Source organism: Rhodococcus sp. p52, from assembly GCF_000763325.2.
GTDB lineage: Bacteria > Actinomycetota > Actinomycetes > Mycobacteriales > Mycobacteriaceae > Rhodococcus > Rhodococcus pyridinivorans.
The window spans coordinates 2,693,797-2,710,457 of the sequence record NZ_CP016819.1 but is presented as its reverse complement, the minus strand read 5'-3'; the positions used below and the strand labels follow the sequence as shown (position 1 = coordinate 2,710,457).

General features: G+C 70.1%; 14 protein-coding genes. 8 read left to right on the top strand and 6 right to left on the bottom strand.

Features of this window, described 5'->3' with window-relative positions; genetic code table 11:
• Window positions 1-23 precede the first annotated feature (23 nt).
• A complete protein-coding gene (locus IM25_RS12580) occupies window positions 24-1,331 on the top strand; it encodes a D-arabinono-1,4-lactone oxidase (RefSeq protein WP_033097315.1) in 1,308 nt (435 codons plus the stop codon).
• Between the two features lie 27 nt (window positions 1,332-1,358).
• Here the strand turns inward: IM25_RS12580 and IM25_RS12575 are convergent, their stop codons facing one another.
• From IM25_RS12575 to IM25_RS12560, 4 genes are all read right to left on the bottom strand, one after another.
• The gene (locus tag IM25_RS12575; protein ID WP_065996082.1) at window positions 1,359-2,291 is read right to left on the bottom strand and encodes an adenosine deaminase; all 933 of its coding nucleotides are present in this window, start codon (window positions 2,289-2,291) and stop codon (window positions 1,359-1,361) included.
• A gap of 53 nt (window positions 2,292-2,344) precedes the next feature.
• Entirely contained in the window at window positions 2,345-3,106 is a 762-nt protein-coding gene (locus IM25_RS12570) for a crotonase/enoyl-CoA hydratase family protein (protein WP_033097313.1), read from the bottom strand.
• A 78-nt stretch (window positions 3,107-3,184) separates the two neighbouring features.
• A complete protein-coding gene (locus IM25_RS12565; protein ID WP_052040057.1) occupies window positions 3,185-4,228 on the bottom strand; it encodes a class I adenylate-forming enzyme family protein in 1,044 nt (347 codons plus the stop codon).
• A 133-nt stretch (window positions 4,229-4,361) separates the two neighbouring features.
• Window positions 4,362-5,837, bottom strand: a complete 1,476-nt coding sequence (locus IM25_RS12560; protein WP_033097394.1) for an MFS transporter — start codon at window positions 5,835-5,837, stop codon at window positions 4,362-4,364.
• A 94-nt stretch (window positions 5,838-5,931) separates the two neighbouring features.
• On the opposite strand from IM25_RS12560, the gene IM25_RS12555 reads away from it, so the two are divergent.
• Both IM25_RS12555 and IM25_RS12550 read left to right on the top strand, forming a co-directional pair.
• A complete protein-coding gene (locus tag IM25_RS12555; RefSeq protein ID WP_024103467.1) occupies window positions 5,932-6,627 on the top strand; it encodes a hypothetical protein in 696 nt (231 codons plus the stop codon).
• A 25-nt stretch (window positions 6,628-6,652) separates the two neighbouring features.
• On the top strand, window positions 6,653-7,672 hold the full coding sequence (locus IM25_RS12550; protein WP_065996081.1) for a glutathione S-transferase family protein: 1,020 nt from the start codon (window positions 6,653-6,655) through the stop codon (window positions 7,670-7,672).
• A gap of 32 nt (window positions 7,673-7,704) precedes the next feature.
• Here IM25_RS12550 and IM25_RS12545 read toward each other — a convergent pair whose 3' ends face one another.
• Both IM25_RS12545 and IM25_RS12540 read right to left on the bottom strand, forming a co-directional pair.
• Window positions 7,705-8,169, bottom strand: coding sequence for a VOC family protein (locus IM25_RS12545; RefSeq protein ID WP_006554329.1), 465 nt, complete (start codon window positions 8,167-8,169; stop codon window positions 7,705-7,707).
• The gene (locus tag IM25_RS12540) at window positions 8,166-9,026 is read right to left on the bottom strand and encodes an AraC family transcriptional regulator (protein WP_033097311.1); all 861 of its coding nucleotides are present in this window, start codon (window positions 9,024-9,026) and stop codon (window positions 8,166-8,168) included. Before IM25_RS12540 ends, IM25_RS12545 begins: the two co-directional genes overlap by 4 nt.
• Window positions 9,027-9,083: 57 nt before the next feature.
• On the opposite strand from IM25_RS12540, the gene IM25_RS12535 reads away from it, so the two are divergent.
• The 5 genes from IM25_RS12535 (at window position 9,084) to IM25_RS12510 (ending at window position 16,564) form a co-directional block, all read left to right on the top strand.
• Window positions 9,084-9,818 carry a hypothetical protein gene (locus IM25_RS12535; RefSeq protein WP_033097310.1) on the top strand — a complete coding sequence of 245 codons (735 nt, stop codon included), beginning with the start codon at window positions 9,084-9,086 and terminating at the stop codon, window positions 9,816-9,818.
• A 2-nt stretch (window positions 9,819-9,820) separates the two neighbouring features.
• A complete protein-coding gene (locus IM25_RS12530; RefSeq protein WP_033097309.1) occupies window positions 9,821-10,615 on the top strand; it encodes an alpha/beta fold hydrolase in 795 nt (264 codons plus the stop codon).
• A 67-nt stretch (window positions 10,616-10,682) separates the two neighbouring features.
• The gene (locus IM25_RS12520) at window positions 10,683-11,864 is read left to right on the top strand and encodes an ABC transporter ATP-binding protein (RefSeq protein ID WP_442971901.1); all 1,182 of its coding nucleotides are present in this window, start codon (window positions 10,683-10,685) and stop codon (window positions 11,862-11,864) included.
• The gene (locus IM25_RS12515; RefSeq protein WP_024103462.1) at window positions 11,861-12,640 is read left to right on the top strand and encodes an ABC transporter permease; all 780 of its coding nucleotides are present in this window, start codon (window positions 11,861-11,863) and stop codon (window positions 12,638-12,640) included. The genes IM25_RS12520 and IM25_RS12515 overlap by 4 nt, the downstream gene beginning before the upstream one ends.
• Before the next feature lie 81 nt (window positions 12,641-12,721).
• Window positions 12,722-16,564, top strand: coding sequence for an ABC transporter ATP-binding protein (locus IM25_RS12510; protein ID WP_033097307.1), 3,843 nt, complete (start codon window positions 12,722-12,724; stop codon window positions 16,562-16,564).
• The last annotated feature ends 97 nt before the right edge of the window (window positions 16,565-16,661 follow it).

Genomic DNA, 16,661 nt, shown 5'->3' with positions numbered 1-16,661 from the left:
CTTGTCCAGGTCGAGGATGAGGCATGGCCACCTGGCACAATTGGGCTCGCACCGAGAGTGCGGCACCTCGCCGTTTCGAGACCCCCGGCAGCACCGACGACCTCGCGCGCGTCGTCGTCCGCGCCTCCGAGCAGGGCGAACATGTCAAGGCCGTGGGCGCCGGGCACTCGTTCACCGGCGCGGCCGTCACCGACGGCACGCTCATCTCGCTCGACCGGATGTCCGGTCTCGTCGCGGTGGAACCGTCGGCCACCGGCGCGCGCGTCACCGTGCGGGCGGGGACGCGACTGCGCGGCCTGGGCGACCTGCTGTGGGCACAGGGCCTCGCCGTACCGAATCTCGGCGACATCGACGTGCAGTCCGTCGCCGGCGCGATCTCGACCGGCACCCACGGCACCGGCGCGACCTTCCGCGGACTGGCAGCAGCCGTGTGCGGCGCGACGATCGTGCTCGCCGACGGCCGGATCGTCGACTGCTCCCCCGAGCACGAGCCCGACCTGTTCGAGGCCGCCCGGCTCGGCCTCGGCGCCCTCGGCGTGCTCGCGACCGTGACGCTCGATTGTGTCCCCGCATTCCGCCTGCGCGCAGAGGAAGCCCCCTCGTCGCTCCGCACCACACTCGATGTCCTCGACGAACTGCGAAGCGGTGTCGACCATTTCGAGTTCTACTGGTTCCCACACACCGACGGCGTGCTCATCAAACGCAACACCCGCCTCCCCGGTGAGGCACCGGTGCAGCCGGTCGGGCGGGTGCGCACCCTCCTCGACGACGAACTGCTCTCCAACGGCGCCTTCGCACTCCTCCAGCAGGTCGGGACGCGGGTTCCCGCCACCATCCCGGCGCTGAACCGGGTCGCGTCCCGGGCGTTGTCCCCGCGCACCTTCGTCGACCGCAGTTACCGGGTGTTCGCCTCCACCCGCCGGGTGCGGTTCCGGGAGATGGAGTACGCGCTCCCCGCCGAGCACCTTCCAGCGGTTCTGCGCGAGATCGATGCGTGGCTGCAGCGCACGGACGTTCGTGTCGGTTTTCCGGTGGAGGTGCGGTTCGCGCAGGGCGACGATGTCTGGTTGTCCACGGCGCAGGGCCGCGATACCGCCTATGTGGCCGTGCACCAGTACCATCGGCGCGACCACACGCCTTACTTCGACGGTGTCGAGCCGATCCTGCGCGCCGCGCAGGGACGCCCGCACTGGGGCAAGCTCCATTCCCTGACCGCGGACGCTCTACGCGAGCTCTACCCTCGGTTCGACGACTTCCTCGCCGTGCGCGACCGCGTGGATCCGCACCGCACCTTCACGAACCCGTATCTGCGCCGCGTCCTGGGCGAATGACGCCCGAGCCGACTCACCCGGACGGACTCAGAGGAAGGCGGCGTCCCACGAATTGCGCCGGAGCACATCCCGTTCGGCATCGGTCAGACCGAGCTGATCCTTCAGCCCTGCGAGGTTGTCGTCGACGTAACCACCGAAATAGGCGGGATCGTCCGAGTGCACGCTCACCGACAGGCCCGCCTCGAGCATGCGGCGCAGCGGATGGTCGGCGAGCGTATCCACCACGCGGAGGCGGACATTCGAGAACGGGCAGACGGTGAGGGGAATGCTCTCGTCGACCAGGCGCGCGACGAGTTCGGGATCCTCGAGCGAGCGGATGCCGTGGTCGATGCGCTCGGCGCCGAGCAGATCGAGCGCCTGCCAAACATATTCCGGAGGTCCCTCCTCCCCCGCGTGCGCGGTGATGTGCAGCCCTTCGGCCCGCGCCCGCGCGAAGACGTCCTCGAACAGTGACGGCGGGGGACCGTCCTCCGCCGAGTCCAGGCCGAGAGCGATGATCGGCGCACCGAGGCGCAGCAGTTCGCCGAACACCTCATGCGCTTCGGGCACGGGGCGATCGCGCACGATCGACGCGATCATCGCCGCATCGACCCCGAACTCCCGGTGTGCCCCGGCGACCGCGTCGGAGAGCCCGGCTACGACCTCTGGCAGCGGGACACCGCGCGAGGTGTGGGCCTGCGGATCGAAGAAGAACTCCGCGTGGGTGACACCCGCCCGCGCCGCACGAGCGAAATAGGCGCGGGCGAGGTCGGCGAAGTCCTGCGCGGTGCGCAGGACCTCCATGTTCGCGTAGTACAGGTCGAGGAACGACTGCAGATCGGTGAACTCGTAGCGGCTGCGCAGATCGTCGAGATCGCGATAGGGCAACTCGATGCGGTTCCGCTCGGCGAGGGCGAGGATCAGCTCGGGTTCGAGCGTGCCCTCGATGTGTACGTGCAGTTCTGCGAACCCGTCGGTCACCTGATCCTCGTCATCTCTCGTTCGGTCTTTCAGCGACCCTTCCACACCGGAGCTCAGCGACCCTTCCACACAGGGGGTCGCTTCTCGGCGAATGCGGTGGCGCCTTCACGCGCGTCCTCCGAGGTGAACACGGGCGCCATGATCTCCATCTGCTTCGCGAATGCTTCGTCGCTCGACCAGTCGGCCGAGCGGACGATGATCTCCTTGGTCGCCGCCACGGCGAGCGGTCCGTTCGCTGTGATGCGCTCGGCCAGTTCGAATGCACCCTCGAGTGCCCCACCGGGTTCGGTAAGACGATTGACGAAACCGTATCCGTAGCCTTCCTCGGCGGTGAACGCGTCCCCGGTGAGGGCGAGTTCGAGGGCCTTCTGGTAAGGGATGCGAGACGGCAGGCGCAGCAGGCCACCGCCCCCGGCGACGAGGCCGCGCTTGACCTCCGGGATGCCGAACTTCGCGTCCTTCGCGGCGACGACGAGGTCGGTGGCCAGGACGAGTTCGGTTCCGCCGGCGAGGGCGAATCCTTCGACGGCGGAGATGAGCGGCTTGCGCGGCGGCGCCTCCGTGAAGCCGAGACCCTTACCGGGCACGACCACGTTCTCGCCTGCGACGAACGCCTTGAGGTCCATGCCCGCGCAGAAGTTGCCGTCGGCGCCGGTGAGCACACCGACCGACAGGGAGTCGTCGCTGTCGAGCTGGTCGACCGCCTCGGCGAGCGCGTGGCTCACGGCGGCGTTGACGGCGTTGCGCGCCTCGGGCCGGTTGATGGTGATGACGAGAACGCGATCGCGTCGTTCGAGCAGGACTACGTCGGACATGGACACACCTCTCCACTACGAAAAATGCCGGTTCATCGGGTTACAGGCTGTATACCGGACGGGAACCCGTTGCAGGGTTCACGACACCCGGACGGCGATCTGATCGACGAAGCCCTCGTCGTCGATGCGCACCTGATCGCCCGTGCGGAACCAGCCGTCCTCCGTGAACGTCTCGTCCGTGGCGCACGGATCGCGCCAATAGCGGCGGGCCACGCTCGGTCCGCGACAGAGCAGTTCGCCGACACCGTGTTCGGCATCGGGCCCGAGCAGCGCGATCTCGATCCCTCCGAACGGCACTCCGACACTGCGGGGATGGCGGGAGCGGTGTTCCGAAGGCAGCAGCAGACCGATCCCTCCCGTCTCGGCGACTCCCCAGCCCCGCACACACCGCGAGGTGGGGAAAGCTGCGCGGAGGTGCCGCCACGGTGCGCGGATCACGCGGGATCCCGAGACCACGACGGTCCCCCCGGAGGCGAGGGTGGGCAGCAACTGGACGCTGCATCCGACCGCCGTGGACAGCGGCGCCGTCAGCACGGTCCGTACGCCGTCGCCGACGAGATCCATTGCGTGGGCGACGGCCTCGATCGTCGACAGCACGTTGGTGTTCGTCAGTTCGACGCCGCGCAGTCCACCACCGGCGACGCGCACGTAGTAGAGCACCGCGAGCTCGTCCGGTGACGCACCTCCGTCGAGGAAGGCGACACCGTCGGGCAGATCGGAGTCCAGGGTGAGAACCGCACCGCTGTGGACCCCGATCTCCGCCGTTTCCTCGGGGCTGCAGCTCGGGTCGGGGAGCACCGGAACACCTCCGGCAAGGACCACGCCCAGGAACCCGATCAGCCAACGGACCCCGTTCGGCTGACAGACGACCACCCGGTCGGTGGGGCCGACCCCCTGATCGAGGAGACCACCGGCGACGCGGGCGGCGGCGGCCCACAGTTCGCGGTAGGTGAGTGCGTGGCCGCATCGGTCGACCACCGCGACGCGGTTCGCGAAACGCAACGCACTCCGATCGAGCAGCTCGGCGATGCACGGCTCCAGGCAGTCGTACTGGAGGATGCCGCTGTCGCGGCGAGTGACCCGATCGTCGCGGAGCCAACGACTCCCTGCCGGAATTTCCACTACGGCCACCGACATGCCACCTCCCACCCGGCGTGCGTGCCTGCACTATATGGCGTGGATCACAGCCATGTGAGGAAACGGCGGGTCACGGACAACCGGGGAAGGTGCCGCAGGGTGGTCGCTGGAACGTCCGTCAGGCGCTCGCTGCCGCCGAACGCTCCTCGGCGGCACGCTGTTCCTTCTGGCTCGCGGGACGGTCGAAGGCGAGCGCGGCCACGAGCCCGATGAGCAGGATGCCGGCGGGAAGCCACAACGATTCGGCCATCGCCGCGGCGAACGGTTCGTGCAGGGGCTCCGGCAGGACGGAGCCGGACGTCTCCATCTCCGGCGCCCCTCCTCCCCCGCCGACACCGTTGGCGCTCAACCGCGCCGCCATGATCGCACCGAGAGCGGCACTCCCCATCACCGCGCCCACCTGACGCGTCGTGTTGTACACACCGGACCCCGCCCCGGCCCGGCTCGGTGCGAGACCGTTCGTCGCGGTGGCCGAGAGCGGCGACCAGATGCCCGCGTTCGCCACCCCGATCAGGGCGATCGGCAGCAGCAACTGCCAGATCTCCGCGTCGGGGGTCATCACCAGCGCGAGCCAACCCAGCCCGATCGTGAGCAGCGAGAAGCCGGTGCCGGCGATCAGCCGCGGATGGACCCGGTCGACGAGCCTGCCCACGAGCGGCGCGAGCACACCACTGAAGACCGCCATCGGCACCATGAGCATCGCGGCGCCGGTCGGGCTCAGACCGCGCACCGACTGGGCGTAGAACATGATCGGCAGCATGACGCCGGTGATGGCGAAACCCATCGTCGCGATACCGATGTTCGCCAACCCGAAGTTGCGGTCCCGGAACAGCGACAGCGGTACGAGCGGTTCACCGCGGTTGAGCGACTGCTGGACGACGAACACGACGAGCAACACGATGCCCAGCCCGATCAGCACCCACACGCGGGCGGTCCACTCGAACGAGTTGCCCTCCTGGATCCCGAACACGAGGCAGAACAGGCCGGCGCCGCTGAGCAGCATGCCGAGCACGTCGAACCGGTGCGGGCTCGTGGGCAGCACCGGCACGTACCGCACTGCGAGCGCGAACCCGACGATCCCGACGGGCACGTTCACGAAGAAGATCCATTCCCAGCCCAGCCCGTCGACCAGGACACCGCCGGCCAGCGGCCCGACGAGCGTCGCGACCCCGGCCACGGCGCCCCACAGGCCCATCGCGGTCCCGCGCCGCTCACGCGGGAAGATCCGGGTCACCACGGCCATGGTCTGCGGCGACATGAGCGCCGCGCCGAATCCCTGGAACACGCGGGCGACGATGAGCATCTCGATCGTCGACGAGAAACCGCACCACAACGACGCGATCGTGAACAGCACCAGCCCGCAGAGGTAGACCCGGCGCTGACCGAAGCGGTCGCCGAGGCGGCCCGTCACGAGCAGCGGCACCGCGTAGGCGAGCAGATAGGCGCTCGTGACCCACACGACGGCGGCGATGTCGGCCCCGAAGGTCCGCATGATCGCCGGGTTGGCGACGGCGACGATCGTGCTGTCCACCAGGATCATGAAGAAGCCCAGGCACAGAGCGCCCAACGCCGCCCAGCGGGCACCGTCGGACATCTCCACCGCCACATCGGACCCGCGTTCGCGCGTGTCCACCCCGCTGTCGTCGCTCACCGGACCTCTCCCCTCGTCGGCGGTCTACGGTAGCGGGGTGGACCCGCACATCTCGAGCATCGCCGCCCTCGCGTGGTGTCGTGCACTGGGCCTACCCGACGGCGCACTCGTCGAACCCGGGTGCGTGACGCGTGTCGACGACTCGTTCCGCGACGTCCGACTGCTCGCCGTGGGGCGCGCCACCGCGATCGTCGGACCCGACGCCGCGGTCTCCCGCCTCGCGGCCGAACCCGACCCGGCCGAGATCGATGCCCCGAACGCCGAGCTCGTCGTCGCAGGCCACGCGGGTCGCACGGAGATCCTCGCCCTGTGCACCGACTGGATCGACGCGACACGCGTCGAGAACCCGCTCATCTCCGACGACCCCGAGGACCTCGCCGAACTGCTGCGGTGCTGCCCGCCCGACGACGTCACCGAGGCCGAACTGTCGCCGACCGGGCCGTCGCGCGTGTTCGTATTGCTCGACGACGATCACCGTCCCCTCGCCGGCGCGGCCTACAGCGAACTCGGGTCGTTGCTGGCCGATGTGCGGGTGCTGACGACACCGCCGGCGCGCCGGCTCGGGCTCGCCTCGACGGTCGCGACGCTGGCGACCCACGACGCGCTCGACGCCGGACTCGTCCCGCTGGCCCGCATGCGCCGCGACAACCGCGGTGCCCGGACGGTCGCGGCGGTGTCGGGATACGACATCTGGGGAACCCTCGTGACGGTTCGGGTTCCACCCGGGAAGTGACGAGTGTGCACGGAAGGATGCGTAGGTGACCGAGAACAAGTACGTCGAGCCGGGTGCGGAGTTCGCCCGCGACACCAACTACATCCGAACCCGCATCACCGCGGACGGGCGCGACGGCTATCCCGTCGAGTCGGGGCGGTACCGGCTCGTCGCCGCCCGGGCGTGCCCGTGGGCCAACCGCACCCTCATCGTGCGGCGGCTGCTCGGTCTCGAGGACGCTCTGTCGCTGGGACTGTGCGGCCCGACGCACGACGAGCGCAGCTGGACGTTCGATCTGGACCCGGGCGGGGTCGACCCCGTCCTCGGCATCCCGCGACTGCAGGACGCGTACTTCGCGCGATTCCCCGGATACGACCGCGGCATCACCGTCCCGGCCGTCGTCGACGTGCCCACCGGGCAGGTCGTGACGAACGACTATCCGCAGATCACCCTCGACTTCTCCACCGAGTGGACGCAGTTCCACCGCGAGGGCGCCCCGGATCTGTATCCCGAGGAGCTACGAGGCGAAATCGACGAGGTGGCCGAGCTCGTCTACCAGGACGTCAACAACGGCGTGTACCGGTGCGGTTTCGCCGGTTCGCAGGAGTCCTACGACAAGGCCTTCGACCGTCTCTTCGCCCGCCTCGACTGGCTCGAGGAACGCCTCGGGGCGCAGCGCTATCTCGTGGGCGAGACCATCACCGAGGCCGACGTGCGCCTGTTCACCACGCTCGTCCGGTTCGATCCCGTCTACCACGGGCACTTCAAGTGCAACCGGAACCGGCTGGCGGACTTCCCGGCGCTGTGGGCCTACGCGCGCGATCTGTTCCAGACACCCGGCTTCGGCGACACCATCGACTTCGTTCAGATCAAGCAGCACTACTACCTCGTGCACACCGACGTCAATCCCACGGGCATCGTGCCGAAGGGACCGGACCTGTCGAACTGGCTCGATCCGCACGGCCGTGAGGCGCTCGGCGGGGGGCCGGTCGGGGGCGGCACCCCGCCGCCCCCGCCGCGTCCGAGCGAGGTGGTCCCCGAAGGGCACGGCACGGTCGCCCGCTGATCCCCTGCGACGCTGCCCCCCTGCGACGGTTCCTACGGCCGGCGGGGCCGGTAGGTGCCGATCGTCCAGTACACACCGTGCGGGTCCCGGCAGGTGAACCCGTGCGATCCGTAGTCCTCGTCGCGGAGTTCGACGGTCACGGTCGCGCGGACCGCCGGGTCCTCCGCCTGCGCCGAGGCGAGCACCCTCTCGTACAGGGCATCGACGGTGACGTCGTCGGGAAGCACGAGATAGGCGGCGCCCCTGTCGGCGTGCTGGTCGAGCGGCGACCCGCGACCGGTCGAGCCGAGCATGACCCCTCCGCCGTGCGGCCAGAGCAGGGCTGCGTGGTCGACGCGGTCCCCTTCCCCGTAGACCTCCGCTTCGGCGAACCCGAGGGTGTCCACGAGGAAACGGATCGCGCCCCGGGCGTCGGTGTAGGCGAAGCACGGCCACACCGTGTCGACGGTGGGTGTGAGGGTGGTCGACTGCTGCGTGGAATTCGTTGTGTTCGTCATGTCTCCGAGTGTCGGCCCGGAACCCCCCGGTCGTCTTGGACGAATGGGAACACCTCGTCCTCGAGCCACCGCGACGGCGGGACGCCCGCCAGATCGCGCCAGTCGCGGGCGAGATGCGCCTGGTCGTAGAAGCCGCACTCGGCGGCGACATCGGCGAGGCGGCGGCCGGGGTCGGCCCGCAGCATCCGTCGCGACCGGTCGAAGCGCGCCACCCGGGCCACGTCCTTCGGGGACAGTCCGAACTCGGCGGCGCACCGGTTCGCGAGGTGTCGCCTGCTCCATCCGAGTTCGTCCGCAACAGCGCGGACCGGGCGAGCCGGGTGCGTCACGAGCAGGTGCCAGGCGTGGACGAGGTGCCCGTCCGGACTCGTCGACCGTGCGGCGACCAGGCGGCGGGTGAGAATCCGGTCGAGGACGGCGAACCGCTCGTCCCACGATTCGACCGCGGAGATCCGGTCGAACAACTCCCGGCCGTCGGCGCCGATGACGTCCTCGAGATCGACGGCCCACGGCCCGAGCGCGGCGGCGGGCACACCCAGCAGGGCGCGCGCACCCGCGGGGGTGAGCGCGAGTTGGATCCCGTGCTGCCGGCCGTGGTGGACGATGGGCACCGGTTGCGTCGACAACCCTCCGGCGAGCGCGTCGAAACGTTCCGGGCACCGTCCGTCGCCCCGCGAGAGTTCGACGGGTTCGGAGATCGTGAGGATTACGGTGACCTCCGGAGAGGGCATACCCAGATGGGTCCCCGACGGGAAACCGTCGAGCCGATACCCCTCGTACGACCGTACGTAGGGTGTCAGCAGGGGTGTCGGACGCCGCCTGGCGCCGTCAGACTCACCGACTGCGGACCCGGTCATGGCACCAGCGTAGTGAGAGCAGTCCGGAAGACAAGAGCACCGGAGAACAGGGGCACGATGAGCAACAAGGCAGGCGTCGCAGAGGCCTTTATCGTCAAGATGCTGGACAACGGCGCGAGGCTGCAGGGCCCTGCGGTGGCCAAGTACGTCGATCTCATGCGGCGCTCGCACCCCGACGAGTCCCCGGCGCAGATCATCGAGCGGCTCGAGAAGCAGTTCCTGCTGACCGTCACCGGCAGCGGGTCCGCGGCGGGCGCGACCGCAGCCTTCCCCGGCATCGGGACACTCGCGGCCATCGGCGCGGTCGGCGCCGAGACGGCCTTCTTCTTCGAGGCGTCCGCGCTGCTCACCCTGGCCATCGCATCGGTGCACGGGATCGAACCCCACAACCACGAGCAGCGCCGCGCGCTGGTGCTCGCCGTCTCCCTCGGTGACGCCGGCCGGGAGATCGTCGCGACCGCGACCGGCGCGTCGCTGCGCAACTGGCCCAAGGCGCTGACCACCGGCACGGGCGGCACCCAGCTGAAGACGCTGAACAATTCCCTGGTCAAGAAGTTCATCCGCCGGTACTTCGCCAAGCGCAGTCCGCTGCTGATCGGCAAGCTCGTCCCCGCTGGTATCGGCGCCGCGATCGGTGGCGTCGGCAACCGTGCGCTGGGCAAGCGCACGATCCAGAACGCCCGCGACGCCTTCGGTCCACCGCCGGCCGCGTGGCCCGTCGCACGTCCCGTCCTCCCGGCGAGCGGAGAGGCACCGGCGCTCGACACCGGTGTTCCGGTCCCGAAGGACTGACCGTGCCGGCCGACGGGAAGGTGTTCGTACGGGAGTCCGGTGCGGGACCACGCACCGTCGTTCTGCTGCACGGCTTCTCCGATCACGGCGGTACGTGGTGCAAGGTCGCGCCGGCGATCGCCGAACGGCACCGGGTGCTCGCGGTCGACCTGCCCGGTTTCGGACGTAGCGCGCAGCACTGGGAGACCCCCGTGCTCGACCACTATGTCGACGTCCTGGACGAGCTCGTCGACGACGTTCCCGAACCGGTGTCGCTGGTCGGGAACTCGCTCGGTGCGGTCACCGCACTGGTGTTCGCGTCGGTCCACCCGTCCCGGGTCGACCGCGTGGTGCTCGCCGACATGCCGGGTCTCGCCGGGATCCCCCGGTGGTGGACGCAGGGTGCACGCATGCCGGTCGAACTGTCGCGCCTGCTGCCCGCTCCGGTGATACAGCAGGCCATGGGTGCCCTGTACGCGCGGGCCGCCGTGCACCGGCGCGGCACCTTCGACCGGGCGGCGCGCACGGCGTTCGCGGCGAACTACGCGACCCGCGAGCAGGTCGACACGCTGCTGACCGTGGGCCGGCACGCGATCGGTGAGCTCGGCCGACTGCCGATCCCGGAGATGGTGCACGCCCTCGACATGCCGGCCCTGCTGGTGTGGGGTGCACAAGACCGGTTGACGCCCGCTCACGCCGCACGACGGGTGCAGGCCGGCGGCCGGAGACGGGTGGTGATCATCCCCGATGCCGGGCACTGTCCTCAGCTCGACGCGCCCCGCGAATTCCTCGACGCCGTCCTGCCCTTCCTCGACTGACCCGTAAGCTCACGGCGCCCGCGGCACCAGCCGCACCCATATCTCGACGACGCGGGGGTCCGAATCCGTGACAGCACCGTCAACGCAACCGCCGTACGGCACACCCGATCCCCGGGTGCCCTCGGGGGCACCGGGCGCGGGGATCGCCGTCCACGGCCTGAACAGGACGTTCGGTGACCACACGGCCGTATCGAATCTGTGGTTCACGGTGCCGCCGGGCTCGATCACCGGCTTCCTCGGACCCAACGGATCGGGCAAGACCACCACCCTCGGCATGATGCTCGGCCTCGTCCGGCCGAGCGCCGGGAACGCCTTCGTCGACGGCGTGCCGTTCACCTCCCTGCAGCAGCCTGCACAGGTCGTCGGAGCGGTGCTCGACGCGCGCAGCGCCCACCCCAAACACCGGGCGCTGACACACCTGCAGATCTACTGTGCCGCGATCGGCGTGCCCGACGAACGGGCGAGGCAGATGCTCGACCTCGTCGGCCTGGGGTCGGTCGCGCGGCGTCGCATCGGGGAGTTCTCCCTCGGCATGCGGCAGCGACTCGCCCTGGCGACGGCCCTGCTCGGACAACCGCGTTATCTCGTACTCGACGAACCGGCGAACGGACTCGACCCCGAGGGCATGGCCTGGCTGCGCGACTTCCTCCGCGCATTCGCCGCCAACGGCGGGACCGTGCTGATCTCGAGCCACATCCTGCGGGAGATCGAGCAGATGGCCGACCGCCTCGTGATCATCGCGAACGGTCACCTGGTCGCGGAGACCTCGATGACCGATCTGCGCGACGCCTACCGCTCGCGGGTGTTCGCCGCGGCCTCCGACCCGGCCCGCCTCGCGACCGCACTCGCCGCGGCCGGGCACACCGACGCGCAGGTGCAGCAGGACGGACGGCTCGCGGGCGTCGGTGTGACTTCCGACCGCATCGCCGAGATCGCCGCGACCGCGGAGGTGACGCTGTTCGGGACGAGTGTCGAGCACGTCGATCTCGAGCAGGTCTACCTGGCGATGACGGCCGGTCGCTACGCGGCCGCGCCGGTCGCGCAGTATCCGGGGCACGGAGCCCACCATCCGCCGGGCGGGCAGTATCCGCAGGGCCCGCACTACCCGAGTGCCCAGCAGCCCCCGCAGGCCCAGCCGTATCCGAACGGCCAGCAGTATCAGCAGTACCCGACCGCACAGCAGTACCCGCAGTCGCAGTGGGGACAGCCGAACCGACCGCCGACCGGGCAAGGAGGTCCCACCGCATGACCGCGCTTCTCACCGCCGAGTTCCGCAAGGTCCTGAGCCTGCGCTACTGGTGGATCCTCGGCATCGCACCGCTGCTGGTGGGACTGTTCTGCGGGGCGCTGACGCTGCCGGTCGCGCGGCAACTCGAACTCGGCTTCGGTGACGGTTTCGCCGAGGCCGTCGCCGCCGCGGTCGGCATCTCCCTCTCGTTGTCGCTGGTGTTCCTGTTCGCCGCGATCTTCGGCGCGGTGGCGACGGGCAGCGAGTTCGCGCACCGAACGATCGTGACGACCTTCCTCACCGCGCGGGGACGCGACCGGGTCGTCGGCGTGAAGTTCGCGACCGTCGCCGTGATCGGGCTGCTGTACTGCATCGTCACGGAAGTCGCGGCGGCCGCGACGCTCGTGTTGTTCGGTGGGGGCTTCGACGGTGCCGACCTCGGATCGGTCGCCAAGGTGATGGGCATCGGTCTGTTCTGCGCGCTGATGTGGTCGCTCATCGGAGCGGGGCTGGGTCTGCTCACACGGTCGACGACGGGCAGTGTGCTCGCGATCTGCGCGTGGGTGCCGTTCGGGGAGCTGATGGTCTCGGTCGTCCTGCACGGTCTCGGTCTCGGCGCGATCGCGTCGTACCTGCCGGCGCAGGTGACCTGGTACGTGCTGTTCTCCGCGGTGTCGATGCCCGAGGACGTGACACTCGAGATGACGTGGCCGGCGGCCCCGCTGCTCCTGCTCCTCTGGACCGTGGTGCTGGGCGGCCTCGGCTGGTGGCGCGCCCGCACCGCCGACGTCGTCTGACACGTTCGATCACCTGCGTCACCGGGCCTCCCCGGGCGGCTCCGACGTGCCCTGTCGTCGCTCGGCGCTAATGTCGGTTCGATGGCACACGACCCGATTCCGCGCTCGCCGGGATGGATTTCCCGGCTCGTCGCCGAATGCCTGAAACACCGCAGAACAGCCGTCGGGGCGCTGGCCGTCACCGTCGTCGCCGCCCTGATCGACATCACCTTCCCACTGCTGACGAAGGTCGCGGTCGACAGCGCGACCGGGCAGGGCGACGTGCCCGCCGACGACCTGCGCCTGATCGGGCTGGCCGCGGCTGCGATCGCGGCAGGGGCGGTGATCCGGTTCGGCTGCCAGTACGGGCGCCGCATGCTCGCCGGACGCCTGTCGCTCGACGTGCAGCACGACCTGCGGTTGCGCCTGCTCGGCTCACTCCAACGTCTCGACGGCCACGGTCAGGACCGCATCCGCACGGGTCAGGTGGTCTCGCGGTCCATCACCGACCTGCAGCTCGTGCAAGGGCTGCTCGCGATGGTGCCGATGTCGGCGGGGGCGCTGCTGCAATTCGTGCTCGCGCTGGTGATCATGACGACCCTCTCGCCGCTGCTCACGCTGGTCGCGGTGGTCATCGTCCCGATCATCGCGGGTCTCGTGCGGGTCGTGCGCCCGAGGCTGTTCGCCGCGACCTGGTCGGCGCAGCAGCGCGCGGCCGATCTCGCCCAGCACGTCGAGGAGACGGTCACGGGCGTGCGGGTCGTGAAGGGATTCGGGCAGGAATCGCACGCGGTCGACCAACTCGAGGAGCACGGTCGCAGGCTGTACGCGGAGCGTCTGCGTGCCGCCCGAATCAACGCGTGGTTCTCGGCGCCGATGGGTGCGATCCCGCAGTTCGGGCTCGTCGCCACCATCGCTCTCGGCGGCTGGCTCGCCCTCGAGGGCGGAATCACCGTGGGCACCTTCGTGGCGTTCACCGCCTATGTGGCGACGATGACGGGGACGACCCGCACCCTCTCGCAGGTCGTGATCATGGCGCAGCTGTCCCGCGCCGCCGTCGAGCGGGTGTACGAGGTGATCGACACCGAACCCGACGTCGCCGATCCCCCGCATCCCGTCGAACTGCCCGACGGTCCGCTCGGGGTGCACCTGGAGGACGTGACGTTCGGCTTCGACGACGACCGGGACGTACTGCGCGGCCTCGACCTGGAGATCGCGCCCGGCGAGACCGTCGCGATCGTCGGCCCGGCCGGGTCGGGCAAGACCGTGCTGTCGCTGCTGCTCCCCCGCTTCTACGCGCCACACCGCGGGTCGGTGTGCCTGACCGCGGACGGCCGCGACATCGACGTCGCCACGCTCCGCGCCGACGATCTGCGCGGGGCGGTCGGCCTCGTCTTCGACGAGCCGTTCCTGTTCTCCGACACGGTCGCGTCCAACATCGCGCTCGGCCGGCCCGACGCGTCGGACGACGAGATCCGCACCGCGGCCGCGGCGGCACGCGCCGACGACTTCGTCGAGGCCCTCCCCGAGGGTTACGACACGGTCGTCGGTGAACGCGGCCTGACACTATCCGGTGGGCAGCGGCAGCGGGTCGCGCTGGCGCGGGCACTGCTCGTCGATCCGCGGGTGCTGATCCTCGACGACGCGACCTCTGCGGTCGACGCCGAGACCGAGGCTGCGATCTACGGCGCGTTGCGGGCGGGTCGGCGCCGCACGACCCTCGTGCTCGCCCATCGGCGGTCGACGCTCGCACTCGCCGACCGGGTCGCCGTGCTCGACGAGGGACGCATCGTCGACATCGGGACGGTCGACGAACTCGAGGAGCGCAGTCCCGTCTTCCGGCGTCTGCTCTCGACCGACGACGACGCCGCACCGGCACCGGAACGCCCGGTTCCCGCCGGTGAGTTGTGGCCCGAGGAACCGGACGACGATGAGCCGTCCGGTACCGTCCGGAATCCTCCGGCGGTCGGTGGAGGTCGCGGCGGACCGGCGGGCAGTGGTGGCCGCGGCGGGCCGGTGTCCGGGGCGCTCGGCGCGGTGGCCCCGACCCCGGAACTGCGCGCGGCCGTCGACGCGCTTCCCCCGGCCACCGAGACCCCCGGACGCGATCCGGCCCTGCGGTCCGAGGCCCTGCGCCTGCCCGACCCGCAGTTCCGATTGTGGACGACGCTGCGCCCGGTGCGCGCACTGCTGGCGATCGTCGTGCTGTGCCTGGCGGTGGAGTCGCTGACGAGCATCGCGTTCCCGTCGCTGGTGCGGTACGCCGTCGACCGCGGGGTGACCCCGGGCGATCCGTCCCGGCTGTGGCAGGCGACCGCCGCGGGTGTGGTGCTCGCGCTGCTCGGCTGGTTCGTGGTCGCGATCCTCACGGTGCTCACCGCGCGGGCGGGCGAACGGGTGTTGTTCGGGCTGCGCGTGCGCTCGTACGCGCACCTGCAACGGCTCGGGCTCGACTACTACGAACGCGAACTGTCGGGCCGGATCATGACGCGGATGACGACCGATGTGGACGCGCTGTCGCAGTTCATCCAGACCGGCCTGTCCACCGCGGTCGTGGCGGTGCTGACGCTCACCGGTATCTCGATCGCGCTGATCGCCACCGATCTGTCGCTGGCCCTGGTAGTGCTGGCGGTGCTGCCCGTGCTGGTCGGCGCGACCCTGTGGTTCCGGAAGGTCTCCGGGACGGCGTACGCGCAGTCCCGCGAACGCATCTCCCTGGTGAACGCGGATTTCCAGGAGAACGTCACGGGTCTGCGCGCCGCCCAGGCCTACCGCAGGGAGGAGACCGCGGCGCGGCGGTTCGCCGAGCGCGCGGAGGCCTATCGGCGCAGTCGCCTGCGGTCGCAGCGGGCCATCTCGCTGTACTTCCCGTTCATCACTTTCCTGTCCGATCTGGCGCTCGCGGCGGTCGTCTTCGTCGGCGCCCGCGAGGTGGCGTCGGGCGCGGTCGGCCCCGGTGTGCTGATCGCGTTCGTGCTGTATCTGAACCTGTTGTTCGCACCCATCCAGCAGTTGTCGCAGGTCTTCGACGGTTACCAGCAGGCGCGGGTCGGTCTGCGCCGGATCGGCGACCTGCTGCGGACCGAGAGCTCGCTCGAGTCTGCCGAGGAGGGCACGGTCGCCATCACCGGGCACCTCCGCGGCGACGTCGACCTGCGGCAGGTGGGCTTCCGGTACAGCGAGGCCGACCGTGACGCGTTGAGCGATGTGGACCTGTCGATCCCGGCCGGGTCGACGGTCGCCCTGGTGGGCCGCACCGGTGCCGGGAAGTCGACGGTCGTCAAACTGCTCGCCCGGTTCTACGACCCGACCTCCGGTTCGGTGCGGGTGGACGACACCGATCTGCGCCGTTACCGTCTGCGCGACTATCGGGGCCGGCTCGGGGTGGTGCCGCAGGAGGCGCACCTGTTCACGGGCACGGTGGCGACCAACATCGCCTACGGCCGGCCCGAGGCGACGCGCGAGGAGATCGAATCGTCCGCGCGCGCCGTGGGGGCGCTGGACATGATCGCGGGACTCGCCGGCGGCATGAACCATCCGGTGGGTGAGCGCGGTCAGGGTCTGTCGGCAGGGCAGCGTCAGCTCATCGCACTCGCGCGCGCCGAACTGGTGGACCCCGATCTTCTGTTGCTCGACGAGGCCACCGCGACCCTCGATCCCGCCACCGAGAAGGCGGTGCTCGAGGCGGGTGCGCGGGTGGCCCGCTCGCGGACGGCCGTGGTGGTGGCGCACCGTCTCGCGACTGCCGCACGCGCCGATCTCGTGGTGGTCGTCGACGACGGCCGTATCGTCGAGTGCGGGCCCCACGACGAGCTCCGCCGAGCGGGAGGTCCGTACACCACTTTGTGGCAACTCGCTACCGGTGGTCTCGTTCCGGAGGAGCCCGAGATCCTGCTCACTTCGACGACGGAAGGATCGAACATGAGATCGTCCTCACGTTTGTAACGGGGTGCGCGCTGCGCCGATGCACCTTAGAGGGAATAATCGGCTCTCGAGAACCGTCATCGATGGAGACCCCATCGCACCAGATTGTGAGGTAGCC